At 37.7% G+C, this 19,160-nt stretch carries 21 protein-coding genes and 1 tRNA gene; 8 read left to right on the forward strand and 14 right to left on the reverse strand.

The genetic code is table 11. The features are described from left to right. Positions 1 to 526 (forward strand): IS982 family transposase (locus H3Z82_RS07820; protein WP_182204508.1); only part of this gene is annotated, 526 nt, incomplete at its 5' end. A gap of 346 nt (positions 527 to 872) precedes the next feature. Here the strand turns inward: H3Z82_RS07820 and trxB are convergent. Next, a complete protein-coding gene (gene trxB / locus H3Z82_RS07825; RefSeq protein ID WP_182204511.1) occupies positions 873 to 1,853 on the reverse strand; it encodes a thioredoxin-disulfide reductase in 981 nt (326 codons plus the stop codon). 236 nt (positions 1,854 to 2,089) lie between these two features. On the opposite strand from trxB, the gene H3Z82_RS07830 reads away from it, so the two are divergent. Continuing rightward, positions 2,090 to 2,485 carry an arsenate reductase family protein gene (locus H3Z82_RS07830; protein ID WP_182204513.1) on the forward strand — a complete coding sequence of 132 codons (396 nt, stop codon included), beginning with the start codon at positions 2,090 to 2,092 and terminating at the stop codon, positions 2,483 to 2,485. Between the two features lie 577 nt (positions 2,486 to 3,062). Here the strand turns inward: H3Z82_RS07830 and H3Z82_RS07835 are convergent. The 4 genes from H3Z82_RS07835 to H3Z82_RS07850 form a co-directional block, all read right to left on the reverse strand. After that, entirely contained in the window at positions 3,063 to 3,230 is a 168-nt protein-coding gene (locus H3Z82_RS07835; RefSeq protein ID WP_182204516.1) for a hypothetical protein, read from the reverse strand. Between the two features lie 44 nt (positions 3,231 to 3,274). Next, a complete protein-coding gene (locus H3Z82_RS07840) occupies positions 3,275 to 3,436 on the reverse strand; it encodes a DUF1328 family protein (protein ID WP_182204519.1) in 162 nt (53 codons plus the stop codon). A gap of 110 nt (positions 3,437 to 3,546) precedes the next feature. Beyond that, positions 3,547 to 4,206, reverse strand: coding sequence for an SOS response-associated peptidase family protein (locus tag H3Z82_RS07845; protein WP_182204521.1), 660 nt, complete (start codon positions 4,204 to 4,206; stop codon positions 3,547 to 3,549). A gap of 299 nt (positions 4,207 to 4,505) precedes the next feature. Beyond that, a complete protein-coding gene (locus H3Z82_RS07850; RefSeq protein ID WP_182204524.1) occupies positions 4,506 to 4,955 on the reverse strand; it encodes a ferritin-like domain-containing protein in 450 nt (149 codons plus the stop codon). Positions 4,956 to 5,578: 623 nt separating this feature from the next. Between H3Z82_RS07850 and H3Z82_RS07855 the strand changes: the two genes are divergently transcribed. Beyond that, positions 5,579 to 6,625 carry a helix-turn-helix transcriptional regulator gene (locus tag H3Z82_RS07855; RefSeq protein ID WP_182204526.1) on the forward strand — a complete coding sequence of 349 codons (1,047 nt, stop codon included), beginning with the start codon at positions 5,579 to 5,581 and terminating at the stop codon, positions 6,623 to 6,625. 5 nt (positions 6,626 to 6,630) lie between these two features. Here H3Z82_RS07855 and H3Z82_RS07860 read toward each other — a convergent pair whose 3' ends face one another. From H3Z82_RS07860 to H3Z82_RS07870, 3 genes are read right to left on the reverse strand one after another with little or no spacing between them, the layout of a single operon-like run. Further along, entirely contained in the window at positions 6,631 to 6,834 is a 204-nt protein-coding gene (locus H3Z82_RS07860; protein WP_182204528.1) for a hypothetical protein, read from the reverse strand. Positions 6,835 to 6,837: 3 nt separating this feature from the next. Beyond that, on the reverse strand, positions 6,838 to 7,188 hold the full coding sequence (locus H3Z82_RS07865; RefSeq protein ID WP_182204531.1) for a phage holin family protein: 351 nt from the start codon (positions 7,186 to 7,188) through the stop codon (positions 6,838 to 6,840). 9 nt (positions 7,189 to 7,197) lie between these two features. After that, a complete protein-coding gene (locus H3Z82_RS07870) occupies positions 7,198 to 7,584 on the reverse strand; it encodes a YtxH domain-containing protein (protein ID WP_182204533.1) in 387 nt (128 codons plus the stop codon). A 241-nt stretch (positions 7,585 to 7,825) separates the two neighbouring features. Here H3Z82_RS07870 and H3Z82_RS07875 point away from each other — a divergent pair, with 241 nt between their 5' ends. Together H3Z82_RS07875 and H3Z82_RS07880 are read left to right on the forward strand one after the other, a co-directional pair. Then, a complete protein-coding gene (locus H3Z82_RS07875) occupies positions 7,826 to 9,193 on the forward strand; it encodes an NAD-dependent succinate-semialdehyde dehydrogenase (protein ID WP_182204536.1) in 1,368 nt (455 codons plus the stop codon). A 268-nt stretch (positions 9,194 to 9,461) separates the two neighbouring features. Beyond that, positions 9,462 to 9,947, forward strand: a complete 486-nt coding sequence (locus H3Z82_RS07880; RefSeq protein ID WP_182204539.1) for a hypothetical protein — start codon at positions 9,462 to 9,464, stop codon at positions 9,945 to 9,947. A 413-nt stretch (positions 9,948 to 10,360) separates the two neighbouring features. Here the strand turns inward: H3Z82_RS07880 and scpA are convergent, their stop codons facing one another. Genes scpA through H3Z82_RS07910 form a run of 6 tightly spaced genes read right to left on the reverse strand, consistent with a single transcriptional unit; the run spans position 10,361 to position 16,411 of the window. Next, complete coding sequence (gene scpA, locus H3Z82_RS07885; RefSeq protein ID WP_182204541.1) at positions 10,361 to 12,556, reverse strand: methylmalonyl-CoA mutase; 2,196 nt, start codon at positions 12,554 to 12,556, stop codon at positions 10,361 to 10,363. After that, complete coding sequence (locus H3Z82_RS07890; protein ID WP_182204544.1) at positions 12,549 to 13,919, reverse strand: methylmalonyl-CoA mutase subunit beta; 1,371 nt, start codon at positions 13,917 to 13,919, stop codon at positions 12,549 to 12,551. Before H3Z82_RS07890 ends, scpA begins: the two co-directional genes overlap by 8 nt. After that, entirely contained in the window at positions 13,912 to 14,193 is a 282-nt protein-coding gene (locus tag H3Z82_RS07895) for an FtsB family cell division protein (protein ID WP_317172437.1), read from the reverse strand. Before H3Z82_RS07895 ends, H3Z82_RS07890 begins: the two co-directional genes overlap by 8 nt. A gap of 46 nt (positions 14,194 to 14,239) precedes the next feature. Then, a complete protein-coding gene (gene udk, locus H3Z82_RS07900; protein WP_182205129.1) occupies positions 14,240 to 14,848 on the reverse strand; it encodes a uridine kinase in 609 nt (202 codons plus the stop codon). 49 nt (positions 14,849 to 14,897) lie between these two features. After that, a complete protein-coding gene (locus tag H3Z82_RS07905) occupies positions 14,898 to 15,305 on the reverse strand; it encodes a c-type cytochrome (protein WP_182204548.1) in 408 nt (135 codons plus the stop codon). A gap of 2 nt (positions 15,306 to 15,307) precedes the next feature. Beyond that, complete coding sequence (locus H3Z82_RS07910) at positions 15,308 to 16,411, reverse strand: PQQ-dependent sugar dehydrogenase (protein WP_182204550.1); 1,104 nt, start codon at positions 16,409 to 16,411, stop codon at positions 15,308 to 15,310. Between the two features lie 240 nt (positions 16,412 to 16,651). Between H3Z82_RS07910 and H3Z82_RS07915 the strand changes: the two genes are divergently transcribed. The 3 genes from H3Z82_RS07915 to H3Z82_RS07925 all read left to right on the forward strand — a co-directional run bounded on the left by H3Z82_RS07915 (position 16,652) and on the right by H3Z82_RS07925 (position 18,446). Next, positions 16,652 to 16,900: a GIY-YIG nuclease family protein gene (locus H3Z82_RS07915; protein WP_182204552.1), complete on the forward strand. Its 249-nt coding sequence runs from the start codon at positions 16,652 to 16,654 to the stop codon at positions 16,898 to 16,900. Next, a tRNA-Pro gene (locus tag H3Z82_RS07920) sits at positions 16,891 to 16,965 on the forward strand. Before H3Z82_RS07915 ends, H3Z82_RS07920 begins: the two co-directional genes overlap by 10 nt. A 215-nt stretch (positions 16,966 to 17,180) precedes the next feature. After that, positions 17,181 to 18,446: a site-specific integrase gene (locus H3Z82_RS07925; protein WP_182204555.1), complete on the forward strand. Its 1,266-nt coding sequence runs from the start codon at positions 17,181 to 17,183 to the stop codon at positions 18,444 to 18,446. Positions 18,447 to 19,160: the final 714 nt, after the last annotated feature.

A 19,160-nucleotide genomic window follows, 5' to 3' on the forward strand; every position in this document is an offset into this window, starting at 1 on the left:
GAACAAGCGCATCCCCAACCATAGGGTCTTCAAGGGCATCGCCACTACGGGGCGTTCCACCATGGGCTGGTTCCACGGCTTCAAGCTGCACATCATCATAAACGACAGGGGTGAAATACTGAACTTTACCATAACCCAGGCGAACGTGGACGACAGGGAGCCGCTCAAAAATGAACGTTTTCTGGACAAGATCTATGGAAAGCTATTCGCCGACAAGGGCTACATTGGAAAGAGCTTGATGGAAATGCTGTTCATCGATGGCGTACAGCTGATCACATCCATCAGGAACAACATGAAGAACTCGCTGATGACAATGTCGGACAAAATATTGCTGAGAAAACGATCGGTCATTGAAACGGTCAACGACGAACTAAAGAACATCTGTCAAATAGAGCACTCGAGGCACAGAAGCTTCGGAAACTTTTTGGTAAATATCATCACAGGACTGATAGCCTATAGTTTCTTGCCAAAAAAGCCAAGTATTAAATATCATACCGTAAAAACAGATCAACTCGTCCTTTTTTAATCGAACTCAGGTTTGTAAGAATCAAGAACTTTTTGTTATTAAATCCGAACTGTTTTACTTGCCCGTACTGGTCGGTTGGAATGTTTATGATTTCCATCTGCTGTGGCGGATGCAAATAAATCATAACGACTTAGACCAAAAAAGCAACTTCACTTTCTGTACCACATTAGAAAATTAAATTGGCATAACAACAGATTTCGATAATACATACTCAATGATAAAATACAAGTGCTTCGTTTGTAGCTTTTTGATTTTGGATTGCATAAAAAAAGCCTAAAGTTTAGTTATAAAACAAAACTTTAGGCCCTTATAATTTTCAGCACTTAGAACTCTAAATACCTATAACTTAATAGTTAGTGGCTGTATTTACTTCAAAAGACGAGTCGATTGATGCCAAATAACGTTCAGCATCCAAAGCCGCCATACATCCTGTACCTGCAGCGGTAACAGCCTGTCTGTAAACATTATCCGCCGCATCACCAGATACAAAAACGCCGTCTACATTAGTTTTTGAAGTTCCCGGCACATTGATGATATAACCTGTTGGATCTAAATCTAAATAATCCTTAAAGATATCGGTATTAGGCTTATGTCCAATGGCTACAAAAAATCCAGTGGCTGGAATCTCGATAACCTCACCTGTAATATTGTTTTTTGCTTTAACGCCGGTAACTACTTGTCCGTCGCCTAACACTTCTTGGGTATTGGTGTTGTAAATAATTTCAATATTCTTAGTGTTTTTAACCCGTGCCTGCATAATTTGGGACGCCCTAAATTCATCACGTCTTACCAACATCGTTACTTTCTTACAAAGCTTTGATAGGTAATGCGCCTCTTCACAAGCTGAATCTCCTGCACCTACAATCACCACTTCTTGATTTCTATAGAAAAAACCATCGCAAACAGCACATGCCGAAACACCTCCACCTAATTTTAAATACTTTTGTTCTGAAGGTAGCCCCAAATACATTGCCGAGGCTCCTGTTGAAATAATAACCGATTCACAGTGGATTTCTTTGGTATCCTGCACCCAAACTTTATGGATATCACCAGAAAAATCAACTTTGGTTATCCAACCATCCCTAACATCTGTACCGAAGCGTTCAGCTTGCTTCCGTAACTCTATCATCATTTCTGGGCCTGTAATCCCATCTGGATATCCTGGGAAATTTTCAACATCATTCGTTGTTGTCAATTGTCCCCCTGGTTCCTCTCCTTGATATAATACTGGAAACATATTCGCTCTTGATGCATAAATGGCCGCTGTATATCCTGCTGGTCCCGAACCTATAATTAGGCATTTTACTTTCTCGATTGACTCTGACATAATTATTATAAGTTTAGAACTTACAAAAATAGATATTTTGTAGCAAAACTGCCATTAATATCATTAAAAGTTATTATCTAACAATTAGTTTTGACAATATCATATTTCATCATTTTTTTATATCTTTAAAATTCAGCAACAGCAGTCTACCACCTTACGTAACAGACTGAAAAACAAACGAATGCTTTTAAAACAGCTTCAGTTTACTAAGACTATAATCTAAATTAAAAATTTCAATGGGCGTGATTTCAACAAACAACAATGAAATAAAATTATATTTTCATTCTGAGAATTCAATTGGGAAGCAAATACAAGCGTATGTTTCGGCTTCCGAACGAAAAATTTTAGCAATAGACATTTCTAAAACTAATGTTACAGGTACACAATGGACCGAATTAGCAAAAGGCTTGGGGCTTCCAATATCAGGTCTTATTAACAAGGAGCATCCCGATTTTATTAAGAATTATGGAGATCATCCCAATTTAGACGATGATGGCTGGTTGAAAGTCCTTGACAAAAAGCCTGAAGTGCTCACCACACCAATTGCAATAATTGGTGAGCGGTATGTGCAGTTCCATTCGCCATCAGATTTCATCAAATATATAGAACCGGACAGTAAGAATATTAAATGATCAGACAGTGATGAACTAGGGGCTAGCTGACAGGATAAAACCTATACTTCGGTTGGCTCCAAAGCCAATAGATCAAATCGCTGATCTTTAAATAGAACTTAGCGCTTTATAATCTAACAGAACTATTGGAGAAAATCCAGACGTCCTTTTCAGAAGAATCTAGCAACACTTAATGTGATCAATTTTTATTTTTCAGTGGACATGGAGTCGTATAACTCATTAAAAATTGAAATAGAAAACAACTGCCTTACAAACCGGCATCATGTGGCTTAATGCACTTTGCTTTTGAGGTTTGCCTGATATGTGGTGAGTATGGGTTTTATTCCGTATGTAATAATATTTTCTCCATAACTAGTGCGGTAACCAACATTCATGTCTTTGAATCTATGGCAACATAGGTTTTAAACCAGAACATAGAGATCCGACGTATCCGGATAAGCTATCGGGACAACCAACATATTTTAATGCACCTTCGGCTTTTGGAATATGCCTGCCTGTCGGCAGACAGGGGTTTCACTAAAAAGACCATTACGTGAGTAATGGCCTTGTTTCGTAAAAAATATAAAGTGTATATTTATTAATTCACAGCATCTTCAACATCGTCAGCAACATCATCAATTGCATCTCCAACATCATCTGCTGCTTGTTCAATACCACTCTTGTTTGTGTCTCTACAACTCGTAAAAGTTGTCATTACAGTTCCTAAAGAAAACAGGACCATAACAGTCATCGTTAATTTTTTCATAATTTTAAATTGGTTTTAAGTTATTAAAGATAAAAAATTATTTCTTATTTTTTTAATCCGCCTCTTAAAAGAGACAAAATGAATAGAACTATAAAAATAAAAAAGATTATTTTTGCTATTCCTGCAGAAGCTCCTGCAATTCCGCCAAATCCTAAAATTCCGGCTATAATAGCAATTACTATAAAAATGATTGTCCAACGTAACATAGTTTCAAGTTTTTAAGTTAATGTATGATAAAGATACTTTATAACTGCTCAAGTACTTAACGCTATTAAATTAGTCTTTAACTCATAAAGTACAGGCAATAAACCAAAGGCTATGGTTTGGAATCAATAATTGAGTTTTTGGATTCAAAAACGTCATATTCAAAGGATAGTAAATTATGATCGTTACATAATGCTTTTATATCATCTAAGGAAGTTGTTGTATCAAACCATTGTTCGAGTTCCTCATCTGTAAGCACAAGCGGTTTTAAATTGGAAATATTTGGAATATCCTTCAACGACTCGTTAATTTTGGTGACTAATAAGGAGCAGGTTATAAACCCATCACTCAACTCATTATAAACACCCGCAATGGCAAACGGTTCGTAATTAGGAAGATGAACGTGGCAACGTTCTACAGTGCCGTTGGTTATCCAAGTAGTAAAAAAGCCCGTGGCCACAATAACGCACCTCCGGTCCTGAAGTAGGTTGGAATATAGGCCATTGTTATTTTCAAGCGTTTCCATTTTTACATTTAGGGTATTGACAACATTTTGAAAAACACTCCAATTATCTTCAAAGTTTTCTGGAAGCAAACCCCAAATGGCATATACCGCTTTGTCAGGATCAGAAATAGTTATCACTGAAATTGTTGATTCTTTCATACCATCAATCACGCCTTGCGGCTTATATAGGTTCGGAAAATCAAAGCGGACGTGAAACCTTTCCTCAATAGATTCTTTAGTTGCGATATTTGATATTTTATAAAACATGGCATCAATTTTCAACATGTAAGTAACTCATATTATATTGTGTTTTTTGACTTGAACGCATCAATTAATGACCCAATTAATTTGGACCGTGGCGTAAAAAAAATCACAATAATCTTAAACTGGACCCCCTTCTGCATAGTACTAGCTGAAATATATCAACAAATACAATACAAGTAAGAAGATATGGAGGAGAATCTGCGTTTGTGATTGAGAAATACTTTTGACGGATAAGCTTATAGTAGGTATAAAAAAAGACACCTTTAATAAGTGTCTTTTAATCTTTTGTTTCTTAATGAGAATTAACTCAAATCTTCCAATCTCTTTATATTGGTCAGGCCATGCTCTATCGCATTTTTTTGTCTTTCCAATACCTGTTGAGTTGAAGTAGGAAGCGCGGTTTCTTTTAAGACTTCATTGTATTCATCTACAGACGCTTTCTCACCTCGGATAGCTTCCTCCAACATGGCCTCATCATCATCAGTAGAGAACCATGATTTAACTTCCATCCAAGTACGGTGCGCCGCTCCCGTAACGCTGCCTCCTTTGTCTGGTTCTTGACCAAAGTTTTTCAATTCTGACTTTAATTCGTGGCCATAATTGTAACGTTCCTTTGCTTTGTTGGAAAAATACGATTTCAGACCAGCATGTTTTGCATTCTCAGAAGCTTTTTTAAAGCCCTCTTCGGCGTCATAGTTTTTTTCTAACAGATCATTTAACCTATTTCCTAATTTATCGGTGTAGTCGCTCATAATATATGTTTTTTAAAGTTTATTTAAAGTTACAATGCAAACCCATGATACATTAATTCATAACCTAAAATAATTGACGTATTAAGGCAATTATATTAGATTGTAAGGCAATAACTGAAAATTCACCAACCAAGGGGAAAATGCCTTCTTTAAATGATTTCTTATTGTGAACTATCAGGGCTCATCGTGGATAAAAAAAGCTTAACTATAAGACAAAAGAAAACCTCAGCATTTTTGAAGTGTTGCTGAGGTCGTCCTTCCTAACTAACCAACCAGTGTATAGAGTTTGAAACTCTATTTGTATACTACAAAGCTAATAAGATAGCCTCTATCTTAAGAACTCAATCCAAAAAATAGTTGACTGTATTACATTTTGAATCTGATACTTAGATTGAATTTTAAATTTGTCTATGTAGTTTCAAAGACATAAATTTACTTTGGTGACGTAATCATTACTTGATCACCAACAATTTCTTGGACACATTATTTTAATTTACAAGGCATTACAATCCAAAATTACCGGACTGGACTAAGTGTTATAAATCTAAAAGTGATGCATTCAAGGCATGAAACAAAGTAAGATCTCGCATCTAGCAGGCATTAAAAACCAACCAATTTAAATTATGTTAGAAGTATTTCTCAATGCAAAAAGTACCGAAGGTGTCGTAAAACAGATGCAAGGTTATTTTGGTGGTGAACTTACGGAACGCTGGGGCGAACACACTTTGGTTTTTGATAATGATATTGCAAAAGGCTGTGTCAGATGTATTACATTTGATTGGGGTGTCAGTTTATTGGAAATAGACGCGCTTTTTTATGATGACGTTCTTTTAGTCAATGCTAATGGAAAATCCAATCCCATCCATTTTTCATATTGCTCTCAAGGCTATTATAAAAATCGGTTTGAAAATGAATCTGAATTCCACACGGTGGCACAATTTCATTCTTCAATTATCGTATCAAAAACGGACTTAAAACTTTACACATTTTTCCCAAAGGAAATCCATCTCATTCTTAATGATATATGTATTATAAGAAAAGAATTTTTAAAAAAGCGCAACAACCAACTTTCGGAACTCAATGAAAACCTTTATCGTGTTTTTGTAGATGATAAAGATGAAACAGCTTTCGCCTATTACAGTCCCATCCATCTGAGGATGGAAGATTACGTGAAAACCTTACGCGATTTAAAAACTGAGGGTATGGCCCGTGTATTGCACATTGAAGGTGAAGTTTATCATTTATTATCCATGCATATTGCCCGACATGACAAGTATCAGAATAACGAGGCGATACCTCATGCATTGCTAAAGAATGAGTTAAAGATAATTAAACGCTACGCCAGGAAAATATTGGATGATCCGTCAATAAGTTATAATTTAGATCAAATCTCGAGTGATTCCGGACTTTCACAAGCCAAATTACAAGAAGGGTTTAAGTTTTTATTTGCGAGAACGGTCACTGAATATATAAGACACGTACGTTTGGAAGCCGCAAGGGATTTAATGAATACCACAGATTTAAATATTTCTCAAATAGTGTACACCATTGGCTTTACCAGCCGTAGTTATTTTTCAAAAATATTTAAGGAAAAGTATGGAATGACCCCACATGAATTCAGAAAACAAGTAGTTGTTGTAAATATGGATGATGAAGAATTATCAATTTGATGAGTTTACTTTCTAATGAGTTTTCTCAACAAAACCAAAACACCATATTTCCCCGCATATTTTAGGCCAGTGCTGACCCAATTGAGAGGTTTCATGTCTTCTTGAAAATCATTTTTCAAGCCTTTAAGTTCTTCCCAAGCAATCTGTCTTTCCAGATTTAACTTATTTAATTCATAATCGATTTCATCAAAAGATTTATAAGTTTTCATGGATTAAGATTTAAAGAGTTTGACTTGAATCTTACTGATTATCTTGGCGTCTATAATGTATCTCACCTTATATATAATAAAGGCAATTACAAAGAAAAGTACACCTACAATAAGATACCCTAATGCCACATTGCCTAGCGCAGCACCAATGGCGATGGCACCGGCAATGGCCAATAGTATTAAACCTATAAATAATACAGCGCCAATAATTAGCGCCTTTCCTGCCATACTAATGGTATAGGTTAATTGCTGAAAAATTTTTAACTTAAAATATTCGAAAGATTTATCAACATATCTCTCTCCAATATCCGTAGCTTTATTGGATGTATTATTTATAGATTCAAAAATGTTCATAGAGTGAAATTATGATTTCTGTAGTTTCTTGTTTTTTTCTTTTAAAGTGGCCAATTTACTTTCTAATGTCGTGATGACATCTTCGGTTTTATGGCTTGCGTCAGACACAATATACTCTACTTTTTCATCTAATGTCATTTTTTTTGCTTGTACTGACTCAACAAAGCTATCTTTTAAATGCGATGCTCTATCAGCTAAGTGAGATGCTCTATCAGCAATTGTATCTCTTGCAGATGCGGCACCTTCAGCAAATTTATCTTTTGCAGCAATCGCTTCATCTGAAATTCGTTGTCTTGTATTCACGCCTTTATCAGGTGCAAACAAGATTCCTAAAGTTGCTCCAATTGCAGTACCGGCCAAAATGCCAATAAGCGTATTATTACTATTATTTCCCATAATATCGTTTTATTTTAAATTGTTAATATTGATTTTTTGAGTTTCATCAAAATTATAGTAAACAGCAATCAACTATTGTCTCAAAACAATAAATTTTTAACTATTACACTATTCATTTTGCAGTGTTTGAAAATTTCATATATTTTTGATAAAGACTCTACTTTAAAGTATAACAAAAGTAAGCTTGATAACCTAAATGTTAAGGTCATTTATAATGAATTTAACATTAAAAAACGCTATTATGAGCAATTCCATTAAAACTGTCAATCCATTTAATAACGAACAGCTTAAAGAATACAATTTCCATACTTCTGAACAGCTGACCCAACTTGTAAAAGGCTCAGAAAAAGCTTTTCATCAGTGGCGCCAAACCTCTATTAAGGAACGTTGCAGACTCCTGAACAATATTGCACAGATCCTGGAAGATGATAAGGAAGATTTAGCAAAACTCATTACCTTAGAAATGGGCAAACCATTATCACAAAGTCTATCCGAAATAGAGAAATGTACCACCTTATGCGATTTCTATGCCACTAACGCTGAAGACTTTTTGGCGGATGAATTAATCGAAACAGAGGCGTCGGAGAGTTTTGTAAGCTATGATCCTTTAGGCACTATTTTAGCCGTCATGCCATGGAACTATCCTTTTTGGCAAGTATTTCGTTTTGCCATCCCAACCTTGACTGCAGGCAACACCGCCATACTAAAACATGCTTCTAATGTGACAGGTTGTGCGTTGGCCATAGAAAACATCTTTGAAAGAGCGGGCTACCCTCAAGGTTGTTTTAGTGCCATTATAGCCGACCATCAGGCGGTTGAAAAGCTCATAGCTGATGATACGATTAAAGCCGTCACATTAACAGGGAGTGAAAAAGCAGGCAAGGCCATTGCGGCAACTGCAGGTAAACATTTAAAGAAAACAGTTCTGGAATTGGGCGGAAATAATGCGTGTATTATTTTAGATGATGCCGACTTGGAGAAATATATGGACACGATAGTTAATGCCCGAATGCAAAATGCCGGTCAAAGTTGTATTGCAGCCAAACGATTTATTGTGACAGCATCTATCTATGACGAGTTTTTAAAACAGTTTAAAGCTAAGGTCAGCGGACTAAAGTCTGGAGATCCATTGAACAATGAAACCACTATAGGAACCCTGGCGAGAACTGACTTGGGCGACATTTTGAAAAAACAAATCGATAATTCCGTTGCCATGGGCGCCACTGTAATCTCAGGAAACAAACAAGACCAAGCTTATTTTGAACCAACCATACTCATTAATATAACACCAGATATGCCTGTTTTTAGAGAGGAAACCTTTGGCCCGGTTGCGCCAATCATGAAAGTCAAAAATGCTGAGGAAGCTTTTAAGATGGCTTCGGACACAAGATTTGGCTTGGGCACCATGGTGTTTACACAGTCTATAGAAACGGCTCAAAACCATATAGACGCCATTGAAGATGGTGCTTATTTTGTTAATGAGTTGGTAAAATCTGATGCACGACTCCCTTTTGGTGGCACAAAAGCATCGGGTTATGGACGGGAACTCTCAAGGGAAGGCATTCATGAATTTGTGAACAGAAAAACAGTTTATATAAATCTTTTATAAACACCCTTAATTTTCTAAACTCGTTACAAATATTAAATCTACAACAACCATTGCAATCGTTGCTGCTGCTTGGCTTTGATGAACAAGTAGAAAGGCTAACTGGACCTGTTTTATAAAGAAAACGGGACTGTTAATTCGCTCAACCCCTTAATTTTCAAGATAGAACGCAGCTACCTGATGTATTATTAAAGTACACTTCTTTAAAAAAGCTCGCATAATTTTCGTAAATTAGGATAAGATTGTTCTTAATCATTAAATCCTGAGCGTTATGAAGATACTATTTTTATTTATTTCATTGATTACATTGAGTCCTTGTAACGACAGTAAAAGTCCAGATAACCCGATTAAATCTGAGGCTCAGGAAGGACAGGCAACGAACAAAGACCAGGCCATGAAACTTAATGGCACATGGGAAATGGTCAGTTACTATAATTATGTGGATAACGAGGTTGTGGACTCATTTAAAACCAATGCAGGTTATAAACAAGTAAAAATGTACACTGATCGTAAAGTCATGTGGAGCAAAAATGTCCCTGGAGATTCAACCGAATGGTTTGGCTATGGTGATTATACAGCAGACGATAACGAACTGATTGAAGTGTTAGAGTATGGCTCTGAAATGATGCGCAGTATTATTGAAGAGAAACACGAATTTAAATACGAATTGGTGCTCGATAAAAACAAATTCAGTCAAATTGAAATTGATGATGAAGGCAATCGTCTTTATTCCGAGAACTATCGACGGATTGAATAAAACCAATTAACCATTTAAATGTAGCATACCATTTATTTTTAATCTGCCTGTGGCGAATAAGATCTTCTGTGGTTTTAAAAATGTTCTGTCTGTCCTTGAGGATATGGTGTTGTCCTATCTGACCCCCTTTCCTTTCCGCCTACAGTTCTTATGCTAATTACGGCTATGAGCGGTTTATATTTTGAATAGGTCAGCTTACAGGAGCACCAAATTGAAGTGGTTAACATATAGACGCATGAGCTTTTATGTCTATTCGTGGAATCTGTCTACACCTGGAAATTTACACTTCAAGTCACTCACCACCAAGGCAATAACTTTGCAATCTGAATGCGCAGATTTTTCTAGGTCTTGATTTTAGCAGTAGCTGCGCTGCGCTTCAGGTCATCGTGCGGAATACGCGTCAAAAAAATCTATCAATCCAATAAAATCTCAAGAATCTGAATGGCGGTCTCACTGATTTTCGTGCCAGGACCAAAGATGGCAATGGCACCCGCATCAAATAAATATTGATAATCCTGCTTAGGAATCACACCCCCTACAATGACCATAATATCCTCACGTCCGTAGTTTTTTAAAGCATCAATAACCTGTGGCACCAAGGTTTTATGTCCTGCAGCCAAGGAAGATATGCCCAAAATGTGAACATCATTTTCTACAGCCTGTTTGGCAGCCTCCTCTGGCGTTTGAAATAACGGACCAATATCCACATCAAAACCAACGTCGGCATAACCAGTCGCAACAACCTTGGCACCTCTGTCATGGCCATCCTGTCCCATTTTGGCAATCATGATACGCGGTCTGCGCCCATCTTGTTCTGCAAATTTATCTGCAAGTTCCCTTGCTCTTTTAAAGGAGCTATTGTCTTTAATTTCTTTACTGTACACGCCTGAAAAAGATTTAATTTGAGCTTTATAGCGACCGAATTCTACTTCAAGAGCATCACTGATCTCGCCCAAAGTAGCCCGTAATCTTGCTGCTTCTACGGCTAAGGCCAGTAAATTCTCGTTCGAGTTGTTATTCGAGTCGCCATTAGAGTTTAAGACATTTTTTGCGGCCTTCGTCAAATTCGTCAAAGCTTCCGCAACCTTTTCTGAATCACGTTCCGATTTCAATGTATTTAAACGCTCTATCTGTGAGCGTCTAACTGTTTGATTATCGACTTCAAGTGTCGCTATCGGGTCTTCTTTATCTAATCTGAAATTATTAACACCTACAATAATATCCTGGCCCGAATCAATGCGCGCCTGTTTTCTGGCAGCTGCTTCTTCGATCCTCAATTTTGGAATCCCAGCTTCAATCGCTTTGGTCATCCCCCCAAGCTCTTCCACCTCTTCAATCAGTTCCCACGCTTTATGTGCGATATCATGGGTTAACCTTTCAACATAATAACTCCCTGCCCACGGATCGACCGTTTTAGTAATTTTAGTCTCGTCCTGTAGATACAACTGGGTGTTTCGAGCTATTCGGGCCGAAAAATCTGTAGGTAAAGCAATAGCTTCATCCAAGGCATTAGTATGTAGGCTTTGGGTTCCGCCAAAAGCCGCAGCAGCTGCTTCAATGGTGGTTCGTGCTACGTTATTAAACGGATCCTGTTCAGTCAAGCTCCAACCTGATGTCTGGCTGTGGGTTCGTAATGACAGCGATTTTTCATTTTTAGGATTGAATTGCTTTACAATTTTCGCCCATAACATTCGGGCCGCACGCATTTTGGCAATTTCCATGAAATGGTTCATACCAACAGCCCAAAAGAACGAGAGTCGTGGCGCAAAACTATCAATGTCCATCCCCGCTTCAAGTCCTGTTCTGATATATTGCAAACCATCTGCCAGCGTATAGGCCAACTCTATATCGGCCGTGGCTCCAGCTTCTTGCATGTGGTATCCGGAAATACTGATGCTATTGAACTTGGGCATGTATTTGCTGGTGTATTCAAAAATATCAGACACTATTTTCATTGACGGTGTGGGCGGATAGATATACGTATTCCGAACCATAAACTCCTTTAATATATCATTTTGAATGGTTCCTGCCAGCTGTTCAGGCGTGACACCCTGTTCTTCAGCAGCTACGATATAAAAGGCCATAATCGGCAATACAGCCCCGTTCATAGTCATGGAAACCGACATCTTATCCAAAGGGATTTCATCGAACAAAACTTTCATATCCTCCACCGAATCAATGGCCACACCGGCTTTACCTACATCGCCCACCACACGAGGATGATCGGAATCATAACCCCTATGGGTAGCCAAATCGAATGCCACTGACAAGCCTTTTTGTCCCGCGGCCAAATTGCGACGGTAAAATGCATTACTTTCCTCTGCAGTCGAAAAGCCAGCGTACTGACGGATGGTCCAAGGTCTTCGCACATACATAGTGGAGTAAGGTCCGCGAAGGTTTGGTGCTTTTCCGGCAATAAAATTGAGATGTTCAACAGGTTCTAAATCGGTTTTGGAATACGTCGTTTTAACAGCAATATCTTCGGCGGTTATAAATGTGTCAGGGTTGTTGTTTATCGTATCGGTTTGAAAATTGTCTACAGTTGTTCCTCCGTTATCGGTTTCCTGACTTTTTTTCAAGCTGATATGTTGTATATTCTTTCTACTCATCTTCCAATCGCTTTTGTTCCACAGTTTCCGCTAATCGCCTTTCGATAATAGGTTCCAACAAGGTCTTTATAGGATTCTTTTTAACGAAAGGATACAATTCCAACTCATGTTTCATTTTATCATCAGGATTGGGATGTTTGTTGGTCCCCAATAAAATCAATTCGCCTTCATCAAATTGTACCTGTTCTTTTACAGCACTTTCTTTAATTTTTTTCTGAATTATTCCTTCCTTAAGTTGATGAAGAAATCCTCCATTGGCTTCAATATCCTTAAATAGTTCCAAAGCCTTTTCGGCGAGTTGTTGGGTCAGACTTTCTATATAATAAGCGCCATCCGCAGGATTATTCACCTTATCAAAGTAGCTTTCATGTTTTAAAACCAACAATTGATTTCTTGCGATGCGCTCGCCAAACTCATTATCCTTATGATAAATAGCATCGTAAGGCAAGTTACTGATCCTATTGGCTCCGCCAAGAATGGCACTCATACATTCTGTAGTGGTACGCAACATATTGGTGTTATAATCGTAAAGTGTCTTATTGCGCTTTGTAGGAGTTGCAAAAATATCACACGCTGTATTAAAACCATAGGCATCTGCCAAGGTGGCCCATACTTCTCTAAGTGCACGTAACTTGGCGATTTCAAAAAAATAATTACTGCCCACTGCCACGTTGAAACTCACTTTAATAGTTTGTTTTTCCTTATCCGACAGAACCGCATCAAAATAATTTAGATATTCGTTGGCATGTGCTAATGCATAGGCCAATTGCTGTACCATATTGGCGCCGGCATTTTGATAGTGGTCCAAATGAACCGTAAAGGCGTTCGTATTTTTTACAATCGCCTCCATTTCAATGTGGTCTGCTTTTAAATTTTTAAACCAATTGCCAGTCTTGCCAAGATTGCCTATAATATCGGTATCTATATGGATATTCGCCAGATTTGATGTGAATGCAAATTGATCAATAAATGCTGCGGACAAAAACTGACATTCAAAAACAACTTGAACATGTGTCAAATTGATATTGGCCAAAAGATCTTTAACTATGACATTTTCAGACGGCAAAATAAATTTGATGCACTCTGCACCACGTGCAATGGCATTAACGGCCTTTAAGTTTGATTTTTCAACATCAGCTACAAAAATGGTTTGGCATATCTGCCATTGTGTAGCTTTGGTATCTGAAACCTTTGGGGGATTCTTATAATCGTCAGCGTGATAAAAAGGCTTGACATGTATACCTTCATCAGCCGTCCAAATGAGCTTTTCATTGTAATCGGCTCCTTTCAGATCAAATTGAATGAGCTGCTTCCATGCTTTGGAAGACACTTCCGAAAAATCATCAAATAGTGGTTTACTCATCATGGTCATTTTGATTTCTTATACTATCCTCATATTCGATAATATAAATTTCCTCGTTTTCCCGCTTCATATAATATTTTTCCCGTGCCAGCCGTTCCAAGCCTTCCTCTGTACTCAAAGCCTTAATGCCTTTTTTATCTTTAATGATTTCTTTTTTATAATAATCACGCTCGTTCTCCAAAGCCTTCATTTCTGAGTTCAATTCGTGATGGATCAAAAAAGAATTGGCATCGAAAAAGAGCATCCATATCGCGAATCCCACAAAAATGATCACATATAGATTTTTAAAACGACTGATATGTTTACGATTGAGTTTCAATTTACACTAAACGTTGGTTAATAATGGATTTTACAATATCAACTGCCACCGTATTGTATTTGTTGTTGGGAATGATGATATCTGCATATTCTTTCATCGGTTCAATAAATTGTTGGTGCATGGGCTTTAAGGTATTTTTGTAGCGTGACAAAACCTCATCCAAATCACGACCGCGCTCAGAAATATCACGTTTTAACCTTCTGATCAAACGCTCATCACTATCGGCATGTACAAATATTTTGATATCAAACATCTCCCGTAATTCGGGATTGGTTAATATCAAAATACCTTCAACAATCATTACTTTACGGGGATGCGTCAAAATGGTATCGCCTGTTCTATTGTGTTTCAGGAACGAATACACCGGCTGCTGAACATCTTTACCTGCCCTCAAATCTTTTAAATGCTTCTCTAAAAGATCAAAATCAATGGATCGTGGGTGGTCAAAATTAATTTTCTCACGTTCATCAAAACTTAAATGAGTGGTATCCATATAATAGGAATCCTGTGAGATCACACCTACTTCGCCTTCAGGCAATTCATTTAAAATTTGGTTGACAACGGTCGTCTTTCCACACCCTGTCCCCCCAGCTATTCCAATAATGAGCATCGTTTGTTTTTTAGATTTCATGGCAAAATTAACTAATTATAAGGAACTGCTAAGGCTCTATTTTCGAAACTTCGTCAACGGTTACCATTTTACCATCTTCATTTCCCCAGGAGTTCAAAATATAGTTCATCACATCTGCCACCTCATCATCATATAGCCCTAATGCCGCCATGACGCTATTGTATTTGACGCCGTTAACCGTAATTTCTCCCGATAATCCATACTTTACCGCCTTGATACTTTCCAATCGTTTTTTCATCAAATAATCAGAGTCAGCCAAAGGCGGATAAACTTCCGGCACTCCTTTACCATCCGGCAAATGACAACTCATACAAAAATCTTCATATACCGCCGCACCCCTTACCATGCTCGCTTTGAGTTCAGGGGTCTGTGCAGGGGCATTATTACAAGAAAAAATCACAACTAAAAATAGAAGTAGTAGGTTTGTTACTTTCATTTCTATTTCGATAATAATTTAACTATTCCCAAATTCTCAATACCTACATAAATATAACCATCCGGACCTTGGTTAATAGTTCTAACACGTCCCAAGCCATCTAAGAAACGTTCTTCCTTGACAACCTTGCCGTCCTTTAAAACCACTTTATCCATATAATTAAATTTTAACGAACCAACCAACAAATCGCCTTTCCACTCCGGATAGACATCGCTGGAAATAAAAGCCATACCACTAGGGGCAATGGACGGATCCCAATAATGAAGCGGTTGTTCCATTCCTTCTTTTTCGGTAAGATCGGTAAAGCTGGTACCGTTATAATTAACGCCATAACTAATGACTGGCCATCCGTAATTGGCTCCTTTTTTTATGATGTTAATTTCATCACCCCCCTTTGGCCCGTGCTCATGCGTCCATACCTCACCTGTTTCTGGATGCAGGACCATACCTTGTGGATTCCGGTGTCCGTAGGAATAGATCGCTTTTTTGGCATTGGCCTGGTTTAAAAAAGGGTTATCAGCGGGGATTGTGCCGTCCTCATTTACACGATACACTTTGCCGCCATCTCTTGTAATGTCCTGTGGATTTACATCTCGGTCTCCTCTATCGCCAATTGTAAAATACAGATACCCATCATTATCAAATACGATACGAGAGCCAAAATGCTGCCCTTTAGTGGTATTTGGAGTGGCTTTATAGAGCAATTCTTTATTTGTAAGCGCCATATTTTCCAATTTGGCCCGCATCAATGCCGTATTGCCACCTCTGCCCTCACCTTCAGGAGAAGCATAAGTGATATAAATCCAACCGTTGTCCTTATAATTAGGATGCAGGACAATATCCATCAATCCGCCTTGGCCTCTATTGGATATTTCAGGAAGTCCTTGAACTTCCGTCTTGTTGCCATCTTTAAAATGAATCATCTTCCCCTCTTTCTCGTTTATCAACATGGAGCCGTCGGGTAAGAATGTAAAACCCCAGGGAATGGTCAAGTCCGAGACAACCACCTCATAACCATGATCATTATTAATGGGGTTTTTATCCTGAGCACAGGATATAAAACCTATAAACGCAAATACTAAAATAAAATAATTATTGATTTTCATACAAATAGTCTTTAAAGTCTAAATTTAGAAATAATTATTGTTACTATTTAAAGAAAAGCTATATATTTGCACCTCGATTTTAAGGAATCGACGAGAATTGAAGATAACCAATTCGGGGTGTACCACGCTAAGGCGTGGCAGGTCTACCCCGGCCTGCTAAGCCAAAGGCATGGTTATCGCGTCACGCCAATGACGCGGAGGTCGTCACGCTTGAGGCGTGACCACCTAAACTAAAAAATTATGGATTATACGGTTTACATATTGTATAGCCAAAAACGTTCAAGATATTATGTTGGTCAAACAGATAATATCGAAAGTAGATTGTTAAGACACAATAAGAGCTTAGTAGCATCAACTAAAACTGGAGTGCCATGGGATTTGGTTTTTACCCAAACTGTAAATAGCAGATCAGAGGCATTGATTTTAGAGAAGAAGATAAAAAGGCGAGGAGCCAAAAGATATATTGAAGATAACCAATTCGGGGTGTAGCGTAGCTCGGTTATCGCGCCGCGTTTGGGACGCGGAGGTCGCAGGTTCGAATCCTGCCACCCCGACAAACCTAGCAATAGGACAAACTAAAACACTGTTAATCGTATGATTATCAGTGTTTTTCGTTTTTAAGGGTATCTCTTGATATCATAAAATAACAACTAAAAGGTGTACAATCAGGTGTGCACTTTCTTACCAAAATTGTCGTAAATTTAAGGGACTTTAAAAACGATTTGACTTTTGTCTTTAAAACATTTTTGTTTAACCAAAGACATCAACAATGCAGACAAACACTACCTTTGCCGTGATTTTCTATACTAGGAAATCCCGAAGCAACGCGAACGAATTGAACATCTTCGCCCGTATCACAGTCAATCAGAAACGTTCAGAAATCAGTTTAAAAAGGTGTACACTTTTAAGGGATTGGGACAGCAACAAGAACAGGGCACGTGGAAGCTCCTACAGAACGAAAGTTCTGAATACCTACTTAGACCAGGTATACAGCCATTTATTGGACTGCCATAAGCAATTACTGGAAGAAGGAAAGATCATTACCGCTAGCGCCGTAAAAGCGCGTTATTTGGGTCTGGACGAGAACCTTAAGTCACTCACAGAGCTCATCACTTACCACAATACCAATATGGTCAGTGTCCTGAAATATGGCACCATGAAAAACTACTACACTACGGAAAAGTATCTGTTGAAGTTTTTACGCAAACACTTAAAAGTTGATGACATCTATCTGAAACAATTGAACTACCGGTTCATTTGTGATTTTGAGCAGTTCTTGAGAGCCTATAAAAATCCAAAAAAGGAATTGGTGCTGTCAAACAATGGCGTTATGAAACATATGGAACGCTTTAAAAAAATGGTCAACCTTGCCGTTAAGCTGGAATGGATCCCAAAAAACCCGTTCAACCAGTTCCAGCTCAAGTTCGATAAATTTGACAGACAGTTCCTTACTGAGCGTGAACTTGAATTGATTGAGAATACGCATTACACTAATGAACGGTTGGAAAGGGTCAAGGACTGTTTTATATTCTCCTGTTATACGGGACTTTCATATATAGATGTCAGGGAACTGACCATGGACCATATTACACGGGGCATCGACAACAACCATTGGATCTTTACCAAACGCGAAAAAACAAATCAAACGGTCAAAATTCCCATTTTGCCCAAGGCCTTGGCAATTATAGAAAAATATAGGGATCAAGCTGAAAAAACAAACAATAGAATCATTCTTCCGCTCAGCTCCAACCAGAAAACCAATAAATATTTAAAGGAAATAGCACTGGACTGCGGTATCCACAAGAATATCACGTTCCATGTTGCCAGACATACTTTTGCCACCACCATCATGCTCTCCAATGGTGTCCCCATTGAGACCGTATCAAAGCTCTTGGGGCATAACAAGCTATCGACAACACAGATTTACGCAAGAGTGGTAGAGTCAAAGATAAGTGAGGACATAGACAATCTGCTGATAAGGTTTGAAACGCAAAAGTTGAAACCAAAGGCCCAAACCAAACAAACAATTTTTTAAGCTTAATGAATTTCCTTTCAATGCGCTCCTCACAAGGCTACGGGAGTGTATTGAAAGGAAATTTCAGCTAAAACTAAATTTCAAAATCACAATTTTAGTTTTAAAGACTCGTTACTGCTAAGTTGTCAATTTCAAATCAAACGGCTTTGGCAAAACGGCTATTGGCTGGCTTTATATTTTTTCAAAATTTCTTTCAATATTTTTTTAATTTGGAGTTCATATGTGAAATCAAAAAATCCAAATAAGAATTTTACGTTAAAATCATACTTGCCTTTCTGTGATTTTTTCGCGTTTACACTTCTATCCTTATCGTGATAATTGCTATTGAAAAGAAAAAAAAGCATTAGGGACGTTACTACAATATGTAAATTGAATAGTTCTCTGAAATTCTTAAACACTTTTGGACATTGTTAAACTTCTTAATAAAGACTCGATAATTCTTCAATTGTCGCAAATTCTTCCCTGTTTATGGGCGGTTTGAGGCGATTTGTCGCAAATTAATGAAAAGGGAAAAGCTGACGTGTTTTCAATTAACTGATAATCAGTTAATTGATGTGAAAAAGGAATATGTAACATCGCGTAGCGTGTTACCCTCTTGCTATTCCCCACTTAGTGTTGCAATCATAATTTTCATAGAGTTTTTCAACAAGCAGATTTAATTGAAATAAAGAAAATCTGGTGAATTAATAAAAAATCTACATTTAATGAGAATTT

Source organism: Gelidibacter maritimus (genome assembly GCF_014062315.1).
In the GTDB taxonomy this organism is placed as follows: Bacteria; Bacteroidota; Bacteroidia; order Flavobacteriales; family Flavobacteriaceae; genus Gelidibacter; species Gelidibacter maritimus.